This is a genomic window from Acinetobacter sp. 231_lipA (assembly GCF_058243005.1).
Genome location: NZ_JBZAYU010000001.1, coordinates 3427262 through 3441224, shown reverse-complemented (window position 1 = coordinate 3441224; position 13963 = coordinate 3427262). Strand labels below are relative to the sequence as shown.

The 13963-nt window shown below is 41.9% G+C and carries 12 protein-coding genes; 9 read left to right on the top strand and 3 right to left on the bottom strand.

The window, feature by feature from the left end:
- Nucleotides 1–89 precede the first annotated feature (89 nt).
- Nucleotides 90–1607 (bottom strand): acetyl-CoA C-acetyltransferase, encoded by a 1518-nt coding sequence (locus tag AC4CUX_RS16915; protein WP_148825969.1) that lies wholly within the window; start codon nt 1605–1607, stop codon nt 90–92.
- A gap of 240 nt (nt 1608–1847) precedes the next feature.
- Between AC4CUX_RS16915 and AC4CUX_RS16910 the strand changes: the two genes are divergently transcribed.
- From AC4CUX_RS16910 to dnaX, 5 genes are all read left to right on the top strand, one after another.
- The gene (locus tag AC4CUX_RS16910; RefSeq protein ID WP_201951557.1) at nt 1848–3239 is read left to right on the top strand and encodes a 3-oxoacyl-ACP reductase; all 1392 of its coding nucleotides are present in this window, start codon (nt 1848–1850) and stop codon (nt 3237–3239) included.
- A gap of 147 nt (nt 3240–3386) precedes the next feature.
- A complete protein-coding gene (locus AC4CUX_RS16905; protein ID WP_130235072.1) occupies nt 3387–4241 on the top strand; it encodes a MaoC family dehydratase in 855 nt (284 codons plus the stop codon).
- Nucleotides 4242–4315: 74 nt separating this feature from the next.
- Nucleotides 4316–5560, top strand: a complete 1245-nt coding sequence (locus AC4CUX_RS16900; protein ID WP_227557097.1) for a serine hydrolase domain-containing protein — start codon at nt 4316–4318, stop codon at nt 5558–5560.
- 71 nt (nt 5561–5631) lie between these two features.
- Entirely contained in the window at nt 5632–6087 is a 456-nt protein-coding gene (locus AC4CUX_RS16895; protein WP_130235070.1) for a copper resistance protein NlpE N-terminal domain-containing protein, read from the top strand.
- A 260-nt stretch (nt 6088–6347) separates the two neighbouring features.
- Nucleotides 6348–8441 (top strand): DNA polymerase III subunit gamma/tau, encoded by a 2094-nt coding sequence (gene dnaX / locus AC4CUX_RS16890; RefSeq protein ID WP_201951554.1) that lies wholly within the window; start codon nt 6348–6350, stop codon nt 8439–8441.
- Here the strand turns inward: dnaX and AC4CUX_RS16885 are convergent.
- Both AC4CUX_RS16885 and AC4CUX_RS16880 read right to left on the bottom strand, forming a co-directional pair.
- Complete coding sequence (locus AC4CUX_RS16885) at nt 8434–8877, bottom strand: acyl-CoA thioesterase (protein WP_058951902.1); 444 nt, start codon at nt 8875–8877, stop codon at nt 8434–8436. The genes dnaX and AC4CUX_RS16885 overlap by 8 nt on opposite strands.
- 51 nt (nt 8878–8928) lie before the next feature.
- Nucleotides 8929–10089, bottom strand: coding sequence for an iron-containing alcohol dehydrogenase (locus tag AC4CUX_RS16880; protein ID WP_201951551.1), 1161 nt, complete (start codon nt 10087–10089; stop codon nt 8929–8931).
- Nucleotides 10090–10203: 114 nt separating this feature from the next.
- Between AC4CUX_RS16880 and AC4CUX_RS16875 the strand changes: the two genes are divergently transcribed.
- From AC4CUX_RS16875 to AC4CUX_RS16860, 4 genes are read left to right on the top strand one after another with little or no spacing between them, the layout of a single operon-like run.
- Nucleotides 10204–10713, top strand: coding sequence for a low molecular weight protein-tyrosine-phosphatase (locus AC4CUX_RS16875; protein ID WP_114837412.1), 510 nt, complete (start codon nt 10204–10206; stop codon nt 10711–10713).
- Between the two features lie 13 nt (nt 10714–10726).
- The gene (gene murB, locus AC4CUX_RS16870) at nt 10727–11764 is read left to right on the top strand and encodes a UDP-N-acetylmuramate dehydrogenase (protein ID WP_201951548.1); all 1038 of its coding nucleotides are present in this window, start codon (nt 10727–10729) and stop codon (nt 11762–11764) included.
- A gap of 4 nt (nt 11765–11768) precedes the next feature.
- Complete coding sequence (locus tag AC4CUX_RS16865; RefSeq protein WP_148825978.1) at nt 11769–12881, top strand: YdcF family protein; 1113 nt, start codon at nt 11769–11771, stop codon at nt 12879–12881.
- The gene (locus AC4CUX_RS16860; RefSeq protein WP_004696940.1) at nt 12881–13912 is read left to right on the top strand and encodes an alpha/beta hydrolase; all 1032 of its coding nucleotides are present in this window, start codon (nt 12881–12883) and stop codon (nt 13910–13912) included. The genes AC4CUX_RS16865 and AC4CUX_RS16860 overlap by 1 nt, the downstream gene beginning before the upstream one ends.
- The last annotated feature ends 51 nt before the right edge of the window (nt 13913–13963 follow it).

Genomic DNA, 13963 nt, shown 5'->3' with positions numbered 1-13963 from the left:
TTTTATATTTTTATCTATAGGGCAAATTGATTGTTTTGACCAGTTAAAAAGCACCTCAAAAGAGGTGCTTTATCATGGCGAAGGCGAGATTATTTTTCAATAATTGCCGTTACACCTTGGCCGCCAGCAGCACAAATTGAAACCAGTACGCGACCTGAACCTTTTTGGTTAATCAACTTCGCAGCAGTAGCAATGATACGACCACCCGTTGCAGCAAATGGGTGACCTGCTGCAAGTGAAGAACCTTTTACGTTAAGTTTAGTGCGGTCAATTGAACCTAGTGGAGCATCTAAACCTAAACGGTCTTTACAGAATTTTGGATCTTCCCAAGCTTTCAACGTTGAAAGAACTTGCGATGCAAATGCTTCATGAATTTCGTAGTAGTCGAAGTCTTGAAGTGTAATGCCAGCACGCTCAAGCATACGTGGAACTGCATAAGCAGGCGCCATCAATAAGCCTTCTTTTTTCTCAACGAAATCAACAGCAGCTGTTTCTTGGAAGGTTAAGTAAGCAAGTACTTCGTGACCGTTTGCTTTGGCCCATTCTTCTGACGCTAAAAGCACACAAGATGCACCATCCGTAAGTGGGGTTGAGTTACCCGCAGTCATGGTACGCGCATCGCCTTTACCAAAAGCTGGTTTGAGCTTAGCAAGTTTTTCAACAGTAGAGTCAGCACGTAAGTTGTTGTCACGCTCTAAACCTAAGAATGGTGTGATTAGGTCATCGAAGAAACCTTCTTCGTAAGCCGCAGCCATTTTTTGGTGTGAAGATGCAGCAAGTTCGTCTTGTGCTTCACGTGCAATACCCCATTCAAGTGCAGTAATAGCTTGGTGATCACCCATAGAAAGACCCGTGCGTGGCTCACCATTTTTTGGCGCATCCATCAAGTCTTTTAGATTGATTTTAGTCAAAGCTTTTAAACGGTCTTTACCTGTTTTTGCAATGTTGAGCTCAAGCAATGCTTTACGTAAACCATCACCAAACGCAATTGGTGCATCAGAAGTCGTATCTACACCACCAGCAACACCCACTTCAATTTGGCCAAGTGCGATTTTGTTGGCAACTAAGAAAGCTGCTTGTAAGCCAGTACCACATGCTTGCTGAATATCGTAAGCAGGTGTTTCTGGTGCAAGTGCAGTGTTTAGTACACATTCACGGGTCATGTTAAAGTCACGGCTGTGTTTAAGTACCGCACCAGCAACCACTTCACCAAGGCGTTGACCTTGAAGGTTAAAACGTTCAACAAGACCGTTTAGCGCTGCTGTGAACATATCTGTATTCGAAGCGGTGAAATATGCGCCATTTGAGCGAGCGAAAGGAATACGGTTACCACCGATAATAGCCACGCGGCGAACAGTGTTTTGACTCATGGTTTGATCCTGTTGAACAGCAGTTTGAGTTTTTGATTTTGAAGCATTTGTAGAAGAAGCGGGGCTTTTACTACGAGTTGACGCAGCACGGGTGCGAGTCGGCTTAGTCGTGTTATTTACTGATTGGGTTGTTGTGCCAGTACTTTTAGTTCTACGAGATGTACTTTTTGATGTATTTGACACAGTTTCCGTAGCAGAATTTTCCACTGCTGGATTTTCTTGAGTTGTTTTGCTCATAAGGCTTTTCCAAGCATGTTAATCTATTCTTAGGGTGTACATTAGCATATTATAAAAAGGGCTGAATTGACTAGAATGACATTGCAACAGGCTTTCAGGTCAAGACATATCATCTATAACTCAAGTATGATTCTATAGAAACCGATGGAACTATTGAAATATAAGACTCTAGACATCACTTTGAAGTTAAAAGGATATCTTTGAATCCATCAACAATTAATTTGTATGAGAGATAAAAACATGACTGATCAATACCAAACTTTTGCAAAATCTCCGATTGGTAAATTTGTCATTAAAAATTTGGGTTTACCTGCACCAACTTTTTTAGACCGTTTTGAGTCAGCAACACCTGTGATTAAAGGTGCTGTTTTACTGGGTGCAGCAGCAAACAGTTCATTATCTGGTGCACTTGCGCAAGTGTTGGCCAATGTTCACGCCAATAGCTATGCAGGTAACAATGCACAGTTACAGCAAGCTGCGGCTCAAGTGGGCTTAAATTTAAGTGCATTTAATGCAGGCGACAAAGAGTCTAAATTCAAAGTTGTTATTTTTGATGCATCTGGCATTGAGTCATCAGAGCAACTCAATGAGTTATATAACTTCTTTAATCCTATCGCACGTCAAGTGGCTGCTTCTGGTCGTGTAATTGTAGTAGGTACGACACCTGAAACTGCGGGTAGCGTGAAAAAAGCGATTGCACAACGCGCGCTTGAAGGCTTCGTGAAGTCTGTCGGTAAAGAATTTAAAAAGGGGATTGCAGCACATTTGATTTATGTGGATGCAGGTGCAGAAGCAAATCTTGAGTCAACTTTACGTTTTGCAGCATCTCCACGTTCTGCTTATGTTTCTGGTCAAGTGATTCGTGTTTCTAAAGCTGCTGTTGTAGATGTAGACTGGGCTAAACCACTGGCAGGTAAAACTGCTGTAGTGACAGGTGCGAGCCGTGGTATTGGTGAAGCGATTGCGCATGTCTTGGCACGTGATGGCGCGCATGTGATTTGTTTAGACGTACCACAGCAGCAAGCAGATCTTGACCGTGTTGCAGGTGAGATCGGTGGTTCAACACTGGCAATTGATATCACTGCAAATGATGCTGGTGAGAAAATTAAAGCTGCGGCAGCTGCTCAAGGTGGTTTAGACATCATCGTGCATAACGCAGGTATTACTCGTGACAAAACTTTGGCAAATATGAAGCCTGAGCTTTGGGACTTGGTGATTAACATTAACTTGTCTGCAATTGAACGTGTAAATGATTATTTACTTGCCAAAGAGGGTTTAAATACCAATGGTCGTATTGTATGTGTATCATCGATTTCAGGTATTGCGGGTAACCTAGGTCAAACCAACTATGCTGTGTCGAAAGCAGGTGTCATTGGTGTGGTTAAATTTACTGCTCCAACTTTGACGAATGGCATTACGATCAATGCGGTTGCACCAGGTTTCATTGAAACGCAAATGACTGCTGCGATTCCATTTGCAATCCGTGAAGCGGGTCGTCGTATGAACTCGATGAGCCAAGGTGGTTTACCTGTAGATGTTGCTGAAACCATTGCTTTATTTGCAGCGACAGCATCGACTGGTTTAAACGGCAACGTGGTACGTGTTTGTGGTCAAAGTTTGTTGGGTGCTTAATTTAAAAGCTTGAATTTATCTCTCCTTTAGGGAGGGATAAATTCTTTATATTATAAAAGGGAGGGAGTTTTCCCTCATCCCAACCTTCTCCCTGAGGGAGAAGGAGCTTTCAAAAATATTGAAATAAAAACTTCTCAAAGGTTCAGTATGAAGACTCGCCATTTTAGTCAACTTCCAAAACCATATATGGCTTATCCGAAAGTCATTCAAGGTTTGATCTTTAAAAAGCCAAAAGGTGAAAAAGTCTTACCGCAGGTTGAGTATGTGGTGGATTCTTTTAACGTCGATCAAAAGCATTTGAAAGCCTATAACCAAGTATGTGGCTTTAAAAATAATGGTTATATTCCTGCGATTTATTTGGCCGTATTATCGCAAAGCCTACAAATGCACATGATGGGGCAAGAGCCGTTTCCATTTCCTGTGCTAGGTTTGGTACATATTCGCAATCAAGTCAAACAAATGCGTAAAGTTGGCGTCAATGAAACCCTCACTTTATCATGTAAATATGGCGCGCTTGAGCCACATGATAAAGGTGTTCAGTTCGATTTTATTACCACGGTGAAAGTTGGCAATGAAGTGGTGGTTGAAGCATTAACCACGTATTTAGCACGTCAAAAGACCGATGGTAAAACAGCACCAAAATTAGTTGAAGCAACGACTCCAGATTATCAGCCGAATGCAGTCTGGGAAGTCTCTGAAAACACAGGTCGTCGTTATGCAATGACCTCGGGCGACTTCAACCTCATCCACATTCATGCGGTGACAGCAAAAGCCTTTGGTTTCAAACAAGCCATTGCGCACGGCATGTGGAGTAAGGCGCGAGCGTTGGCTTCGATCACATTGCCTGATGCTTATGAAGCGGATGTTTGGTTTAAACTGCCGATGTATTTGCCTTCAACGGTCGATTTTATGACCACGACAGAAGGTGTAAATACCGCTTTCTTAATTCGAAATAGTAAGAATCAAAAACCGCATGTGACGGGACAGGTCAAAGCACTATAATTTTAAAAAGCCCAGTTTAGATTACACTGGGCTTTTTTATGTCAGCTTAAAAATACAAGGATGTGTAAATGAAAATTTTAAAACAATATTTACAAGCGAATCCGAACCATTACCAAGGCTATGTTGACCCACGTTTTCAAAGTGTTGCCCATCTCTTTAGCCGCTTACAGGATGCTCGTTTAGCATATGGCGGTGCAGCTTGTGTTTTATATTTTCAAGGTGAAAAAGTTGTTGATATCTATACTGGTTTAGCAGCGGTAGATTCTCCTTGGCAGGCCAATACCATGTCGGTGTGTTATTCGACGGGCAAAGGCGTGCTTGCAACCTTGGCGCATATTTTAGTCAGTCAAGGTGTGCTGAGCTACGACCAACCGATTGCGGATTATTGGCCTGAATTTGCCCAAAATGGTAAAGGAAAGATGACGCTAAGACATGTGCTAAGTCATCAAAGCGGATTATTTGATATCCGTAATAACATTGCTGATGCGACAGAAATGTTGGACTGGACGCATATGTTAGACGTATTTGAAAAAGCGCAACCACGTTTTGCAATTGGTCAAGATGCTGCCTATCAACCTTTGTCATTTGGTTGGATTGTCGGTGGTACTTTGGAAAAAGCAACGGGCAAACCTTTAACTGAACTCTTCCAAACCTATTTAGTTGAGCCACTTGAGCTAGATGGGGCTTACTTTGGTGCACCCAGTGCTGAATTAAAACGTATCGCACGACCCATTGTCCGTCCTGTACCTATCCAACCAAATCAAAAAAGTCCAACGAAGGTACGTAAAGTTTCATTGTTTGATAAAGCGATGCAGTGGTCAGGGCAAGATCCACAAGATTTTCAGGATGGCATGATTCCCAAAGGCATGAAAAAGGTCAGCTTTTACCATGATGATGCGATTCAGGCGATCATTCCCGCAGCAAATGGTGTATTTACAGCCAATAGTTTAGCCAAAGTGTATGCGATGATATCTCAAAAAGGGATTTGGAAAGGTCAGCAGTTGATTCGTCCAGATGTGTTTTCTGAGTTGAGTCGAGTGCAATATACCGATCGAGATCGCGTGATGCCGATACCTATGCATTGGCGCTTGGGGTATCACCGTATATTAACCTTAGGAAAAACCGCAGAGCAAGGTTTTGGTCATATGGGCTTTAATGGTTCAGGGGCTTGGGGCGATAGTGAGCGAGGCTTAAGTTTTGCTTATACACATAACTTTGCTACAGGTTCTTTAACTGGGGATTATCGACTTTGGGCTTTGAGCCAAGAAAGTTTACGCTGCGTAGATGCGGTCTTAAAAGGTAAAAAAGGTTGGTTTTGACAGGTCTGAGATTTAGTCATCGTCTAAAATATGTTATGTTCGTCGCGGTTTAGGTTTTGAATATTTGTGACATGAAGGCTCCCATTCTTATCCCGCTGGTTGCTACAGGATTATTGTTAGGTTGTTCCGAGGCGAATCAAACGCAACATGATCAGTCTAAACTTCAAGTGGCAGAACAAAAGCAGATTATTCCTGCGTGGGTTGGGAGTTATCAGGGGACAATGCCGTGTATGGGATGTTTGTCCCGTTGTGAAGACTGTCCGGGTATGGCAGTTGCACTAGAGCTGCATGAAAACATGACTTATACCCTAAAACGAGAAAGTTTGAGTGGCCATAACGAAATCGAAACTTTGACTGGAGCACTTCGTTTTAATGCTCAAGATCAGCACAAGGTAGAGTTAGTGAATATGACAACGCGAAACTTGCTTTATATCGATTTAGAAGATCGTGTTTTAGAAATACGTGAAGATGTGACTGGAAAAAAATATCAAATGCAGAGTGATTTTATTTTAGTGAAACCAGCTTAATTTCCTAAATAGCTGTATTTTAGAAATTCATTTTAATATTTACACCTTTTTACTTTTCCAAAGCTCTCACTTTATTTCAAATCCATAATCTAAATACATAAATAGCTTGAGATAGAGAGTGGGATAAAAATGGAGCTAATGGTTTTTGGATTATTGATCTAAATCAGGTTTATAGCTTAGAAATGCGAGAACGGAGTGAAGTAATTCATTCACTCTTTGGCAAAAAAACAGTATGCTTAGGCCTATAAAAAGGAGCATACATGTATCAGGTACTTGCACGGAAATATCGTCCTCGCAATTTTAATGAGCTAGTGGGGCAAAACCACGTTTCTCGAGCACTAACCAGTGCTTTGGAGCGCGGACGTTTGCACCATGCTTATTTATTTACAGGAACGCGTGGGGTCGGAAAAACCACCATTGCCCGTATTTTGGCGAAGTGCTTGAACTGTGAAACGGGTGTGACTTCGACGCCGTGCGAAGTTTGCCCAACCTGTACCGCCGTGAATGAAGGCCGTTTTATTGATTTAATTGAAATCGATGCGGCATCACGGACTAAAGTTGAAGATACGCGAGAACTTTTAGACAATGTTCCTTATGCGCCGACACAAGGTCGTTTTAAGGTCTATTTAATCGATGAAGTACATATGCTGTCTACGCATTCTTTTAATGCTTTACTCAAAACATTGGAAGAACCACCTGAACATGTGAAATTCCTTTTTGCAACGACAGATCCGCAAAAGCTCCCAATTACCGTGATTTCGCGTTGTTTGCAATTTACATTACGCCCGTTGGCTGTCGATGAAATTACCGAGCATCTGGGGAATATTTTAAATAAAGAAAGCATCCAAGCCGAACAAGATGCGATTTGGCAAATTGCAGAGTCTGCCCAAGGCTCATTACGTGATGCACTTTCTTTGACAGATCAGGCAATTGCTTACGGTCAGGGCGCTATCCAGCACCAAGATGTCAAAGAAATGTTGGGTTTAATCGACCGTACTATTATTTATGATCTGATCCTTGCGATACATCAAAACCAAAAACAACGGGTGAGTGAGTTGCTGATGCAATTCCGTCAGCAAGCACTGGATGTATCTTTAGTTTTGGATCAGTTGATTTCGACTTTACATGAATTGGCATTACTACAATATTTGCCAGAACTTAGCCTCAAATATAGTGCTGAAATTAATAAAAAAATCATGCAATTGTCTCAGCAAATTGCTGCGCAAGACTTGCAACTTTATTACCAAATTGCATGTAAAGGGCGTGCTGAATTACAGCTAGCAGTCACCCAAGAGCAAGGCTTTGAAATGTCAGTGCTGCGCATGTTGGCGTTCCGTCCATTACAACCAAATGAAGTGTTGGTGGCTCATGCCAATAGTGCTGTAGTTGAATCTGTACAACAAACGGCAATACCGAGTACTGCTCCAGAAACGGCTTTGCAGCAAGATGCTCAAACTGTAGATGTTGAAGTAGAATTTGAAGATGCTACGATAAATCAGGACGTAGAGCCTGAGTTTAAGCCTGGACTTGATGATGTCGATGTTTCAGAAAGCGCCGAAGATAATAAACCATCAGTGGACTCATCTCAGCAATCTGATCAAATCGTTTTCGATCCTTCCAGTGATGAAGTGTTGTTCGATTTAGATGAAGCAGACGAATTTAATGCACAAAGCAATGACGATGAGCCAAATAGTGATGATTTCTTATTTGATGAAATTGTACCGCTAGACCTAGAAAGTCAAAATGAAGCATCCGTTGAACCTGCCGCAGTAATAGCTGACGCTGTGCGAGCAGAGTCTTCTGATTTAGAAAATGAAGTGCTTTCAGTTGCTAATGTTGAGGAAACCCAAGTTGTAGAAAATGAAAGCCAGCAAACAGTTGCTACTATTGTAGAGTCTGCTCAACTTGAACAGGTTTCATCTGCATCAGTCGATTTAATGCCGCAAGATATTTTACAACTACAACCGCAGCAGTTAGTCGGTGAGTGGACGGTGGAGAAGTGGGAGTACTGGTTTAGAAACAGTGGCTTATCACCCGCGGTACAAGAGTTGGCTCAGCAAGGTTTAATAGCTGGGCAAATTAATGCCGAGTCTGTGTTTATGATTCCGCAGCGTTATGAGCAACTCCTCACCCAATTACGTCATGTTTTGGAAGATGCGCTCAAAGCTGAATGGCCTCAGACGCGTTTTGATGTGAAATATGCAGAAGTTGAAACGATTACGCCGTACACCATGCAGGCGCAGCGCAAGCAAAAAGCATTTCAACGTGCGCATGAGTTACTGCAAAATGAAGACACGGTCAAAGGCCTTGTACAAACTTTTGATGGTGAATTACATAATATCCAACTTAAGTAATGTCATGGCTTAAGTAGTGGCGCAAAGCACTCCGCATTTCAGAGGGAATAGGGGTGCTTTTTCGTGTTTCACGGTCTACAAAAACATGAATAAAATGTCCTTGAGCTGAAGCAGTTTCTTGACCAAATTTGAAAATGGCAAGTTCGTAAGTGAGTGAAGAGTTTCCTATTCTGGAAATAGTCACACCAACATCAATAATCTCAGGATAAGACAACTCATGTAAGAAACTGCATGCTGAGTCGACCACTAAACCAATAATAGGGGATTGGTGAATATCAAAATTTGCTTTTTCTATCAGTAAGGCATTTGCGGCAGTATCAAAATAGCTATAGTAGGTGACGTTGTTGACATGGCCATAGAGGTCATTGTCCGACCAACGTGTCTGAATCGGTAAAAAATAATGAAATTGGTCACGTGTCTTTGCAGCCTGTCTCATCGATATCATCCTGAAAATCGTCTTATAAATAGCCTAAGTTAATTATATGGCTTAGCTGTAAATGGCTTGATAAATTTCGCGTGCCTGTTGCCACTCTAGTTCTCTTGGGTTGTTTTGTAGTAGGCGTGTTTGTAACATGGCATCGGTTGCAAGCTGGTCTAGACTGTGTTCAGAAACATTCAATGCCTTGAGTTTTAGGGTTAAACCACTGCGGTCTAAATGGTTTTGCATATGATCGACGAAAAGATCAGAAAGGCCATCGGTACAGCCTGTACTTTTTGGATCTAGCCAGCAGATCAGTTCCGCATAATGTTGCTTAGCTAGCGGCAGATTAAACTTTAAAACCTCTGTCAGCACTAAGGCATTACTGTGTCCATGAGAAATGTGAAAATGCCCACCCAATGGATAAGCAAGTGCATGAACAGCACCGACTGGGGCATTGGCAAAGGCTTGTCCTGCCAACATCGAACCGACTAACATATTTTGTCGAGCTTCTAAATTTCGACCATCTTCTAGCACCAAGTTGAGGTTTTGATTCAGCAGTTTTAAAGCCTGTTTTGCTAACATGTCTGCATAGGGGTTTTTCTTGATTTTAGAGGTATAGGCTTCAATCGCATGTACCATCGCGTCAATGCCTGTGGCAGCACTAATATGACGCGGCAGGTTTTCAGTAAATGTCGCATCCAAAATCGCTACATCGGCAAAAAGAACGGGTGCTACGATGCCAGTCTTTGTCGTTTCACCTGTGGTAACGATCGAAATTGGTGTGACCTCAGAGCCTGTCCCTGCAGTGGTAGGGACTAAAATTAAGGGTAGACGAGGTGCTTGGGCATTATTCACCCCATAAAGATCTGATAACTTTTGCTGCTGTGCAGGATGGCTGAGGATGGCAATAATTTTTGCAACATCCATAGAGCTGCCGCCACCAAAACCTAAAACGATATCTACCTTTTGTTCCTTGGCATAATCAACCGCATTTAAAACAATTTGCTCACTTGGATCTGCTTCAACCTCACTGTAAATACTATAAGTGAGCGAGAGATCTTCTAAAATTTCCAAGATGGGAAGGTGAAGCTGATGCTTTAACATACCAGCATCTGTAACCAATAACAGATGTTGATAAGGACGTGCTGTTAAAATGTCTCTGAGTTGCTGAATGCTGCCTAAGCCTGAAATAATATTCGGCACAGTTTGAAATTGAAATTGGTTCATATCAGCATCCTTTTTTATATCTTATCCAACAATATTGTTTTGTACTTCTATAGGATTCATCCTCTAAATAACTTAACATAAGACACTTGAAAATAAAGCTGTTTCGAGGTGGTTATGTCATTCACAGCGCCCTATAAGGTGTTATGTGTCTGTTTAGGAAATATTTGTCGTTCTCCCACGGCAGAAGTGGTTCTCAGACATTTTTGTGATGCACATCAGCTCAATATCGAAATCGATTCGGCGGGAACTAGTAATTACCATCCCAACAAAGCACCTGACTTGCGTAGTCAAGAACATGCTTTAAAACGGGGCTATGATTTATCCAGCTTACGTGCACGACAGTTACAGACCCGTGACTTTGTCCATTTCGATTTAATTTTGGCGATGGATCATCGTAATTTTGATGATATTCAAGCGTTGTATCAAACAGCGCAAACTGAATTTGGTACTCAGCCTCTCCGCGCTAAAATTGCACTCATGTCTGAACATGACGCACAGTATCCGCAGCAAGCATTACCTGATCCTTACTATGGTGGCTTTGATGGTTTTGAACGTGTTCTTGACCAATGTGAGTCGAGCAGCCAAGCGTGGGTCAGTATTTTTAAACAACACTTTGAACAGTAATTAAGGTTCGTGCATGCAAATTGAAACACAAAAACAGCTTAAACCTTTTAATACGTTAAGCTTAAATGCGATAGCCTCTCATTATGTTCAAATTCACAGTCCAGATGAGCTTGTAGAAGCATTGGATTATGCACAGCAACACGCTTTGAATGTCATGATTTTATCTGGTGGAAGTAATATGCTGCTTCCTGCACAAATTGATGCTTTGGTTGTGCATATGAACATTTTAGGCGTAGAAAACCTGTCTGAAGATGCAACGACCAAAATGATACGGGTCGGTGCGGGTCAAGTTTGGCATGACTTTGTGCTTTGGACGACAGAACATCATTTATTTGGCTTACAGAATTTGGCGTTGATTCCAGGGCTCGTGGGCGCGTCTCCTGTACAAAATATTGGCGCTTATGGTGTAGAGGCCGGTGAGTTCATCGAAAGCGTGCAAGTCTATGACCGACAGTTGAAAACATTTAGCGATATTCAAGCTAAAGACTGTGCATTTAGTTATCGTCATAGTATTTTTAAAGATGATCCAAATCGCTATGTGATTACACATGTGACTTTCAAGTTATTGAAAAAAGAAGACTTGAAAATTAGCTATGGTGACTTAAAACAAGCCATGGGTGATGAGCTCACTGCTTTTAATTTGCAACAACAAGTGATTCAGATTCGCCAAAGTAAACTGCCTGATCCGAAAGAATTTCCAAATGTAGGCAGTTTTTTTAAGAATCCAATTATTAGTCAGCAAGCTTATGACCTTTTAGCCCAACAATTTGAAAAACTGCCACATTATCCGCAGCCGAATGGTGATGTTAAAATTGCAGCAGGTTGGTTGATTGATCAATCGGGCTGGAAAGGTAAGCAGCTCGGTGTTGTCGGGATGTTTGCTAAACAAGCCTTGGTTTTAGTCAATTATGCCAATGCAGATTTGAATGATGTACAGAGCACATACCGTGCAGTACAGCAGGATGTGTATAATAAATTTAAAGTTTTGTTGGAACCTGAGCCTGTGCTTTTTAATTCGGCGGGTTTAATTCAATCTCATCAGGATCATTAAGAGTATGAGTAAAACCCATAAAATGGTACGTTTAATGCAAATCACTTCGGTGCTGTTTGCATTTTTCGGCTGTTTAATGATTTTTATTTATACGCCTTTTTATTCTAAGCTGATCGTGGCGACATTGAATGCCTTTGTCCCTGTAGATGTCAATGAAGTTGCAGCACAGAGTCAAAAAATGGCAGCACTCAGTGAGCAAGAAAGCTTAGAACCGGGTTCTGATTTGTGGATTGCCCGCCAAGCGTACTTACAGTTGATGGAAGAGCAAATCAAAGAACATAATTCGCAAAACCTAACCACGATTCAGGCACGTTATAAAGCATTGCAACAGTTAATTATTTCTGAACAGCGTGAAGAACAAGAAAAAGAGCAAAAGCCTCAAATTCCTTTGGTGGTTGAGGCGGCAAGTTCTGAGGTTGATCCGACCGAAAATGTTAAAGAACTGTTAGAGCTGAATAGCAAAGAAAATAAAGCCCTGATGGAACATTATCTCGACTTTTTAAAAACACATAAAGTTGAAACTGTAGAGGAAGAGCCGATAGATGAACAAATCTATCAGGACATCGCACAAATACATGCACAAAATGAAGAGAGAAAAGCGGCATTAAACATGCCGAATGCCATAGTTGTTTTGGGTGGTGGATTAACTTTAGACAAAAATCGTAAAGATATTGTGGTGAATGAATATACGCGATTACGTCTTGAAACCACATTGCAGGTCGAACAGCAGTTTAAGCTGCCCATTGTGCTTAGCGGTGTCGAAGCTCCGTATATGCAAAAATGGTTAAAGGCGCGTGGAGTCGATGCGAAACTATTAGAGGATCGTAGTATGAATACCTGCGAAAACTCGCGCTTTAGCTCTTTGCTGTTGCAGAAAAAAGGTGGTGCGCCTAGAGTGATTTTAATTACAGATCAATATCATATGCCACGTACACGCCGTTTATTTGCTTTAAATGGTATCGAAACACAGCCGATTGAGGCACCAATGCCGACCCAATTAACCCAATGGCGTCCAAGTGAACAAAATTATGATCATAGTCGCCGTGCCAATTATGAAATGCTCGCAACGATACGCGATGTACTGTTGGGTTCGAGTGACTGTCGGGAGATTCCATAATGCCTGAACTTCCTTTTTTAAATCCTTCAGTACTCAAACAGCTTGAACTTCCTGTGCCGAGTCGTGAGACAACACCACAGCTTTTAATGCCTTTGAATCTAAACCAGCCGTATGAGGCATCGGTGGAGATGGTATCTTATCGTCGTTTATACGGTTTAGATGCATTGGACTGTGATCACTGGCAAGGTTATGTTCAAATGCCTTTGTTTAAGCTGCATGTCCAAGTTTTTGCACCAAAAATTGAAAAAATCAAAGGTTCAGTCTGTCTGTTGCATGGTTATTTAGAGCATAGCGGAATTTATCAACCTATTATTAAAGAGTTGCTTGAACAAGGCTTTAGTGTACTGACCTATGATCTTCCGGGGCATGGACTCAGTGATGGATCACCTGCGAATATCCAAAATTTTGATCACTATCAAGATGTGTTACATGCTGTGGTGCGCTATGTCAAACATGCAGAACAGCTACCGCAACCGTGGCTAGGCATAGGGCAGAGCACGGGTGGTGCAATTTTGATGCATCATTTGCTTGAGTTTGCCGAACGCCGTGAAAACCCTTATGTGCAACGTGTTTTGTTGTTGTCGCCACTTATTCGACCTGCAAAATCCGCTTGGTGGCATAACTCGGTTGGATTAGGCATTATTCGTCGAATTAAACGTCAAGTGCCGCGTCATTTTAGGCGGAATAACCATAACCCTGAGTTCTTACGATTTGTTCGTTTAAAAGATCCGCTACAACCTCGCATGATGGGTATGGATTGGATTTTGGCTATGTCCAAATGGATGTTGGAAATGGAGCAGCGCCCAGCCTGCCGCATTCCTGTCTGGTTAGCCCAAGGTGCGCTGGATCAGACGGTAGACTGGCGTTATAACATTGAGTTTATTCGTGAGAAGTTCCGCTTACAAACTTTATTGATGTTGGAGGAAGGTTCACATCAATTGATTAATGAACGTTCGGATATTCGCGCGGCCTTAACAGGTTTAATTCCTGCCTTTTTACATGCGCAGGGTTCATCGAGTGGATATTACTAACATTCTGTGATTTCTCTTATCGAAAATAAAAAGGAGGCTGATAGAGCCTCC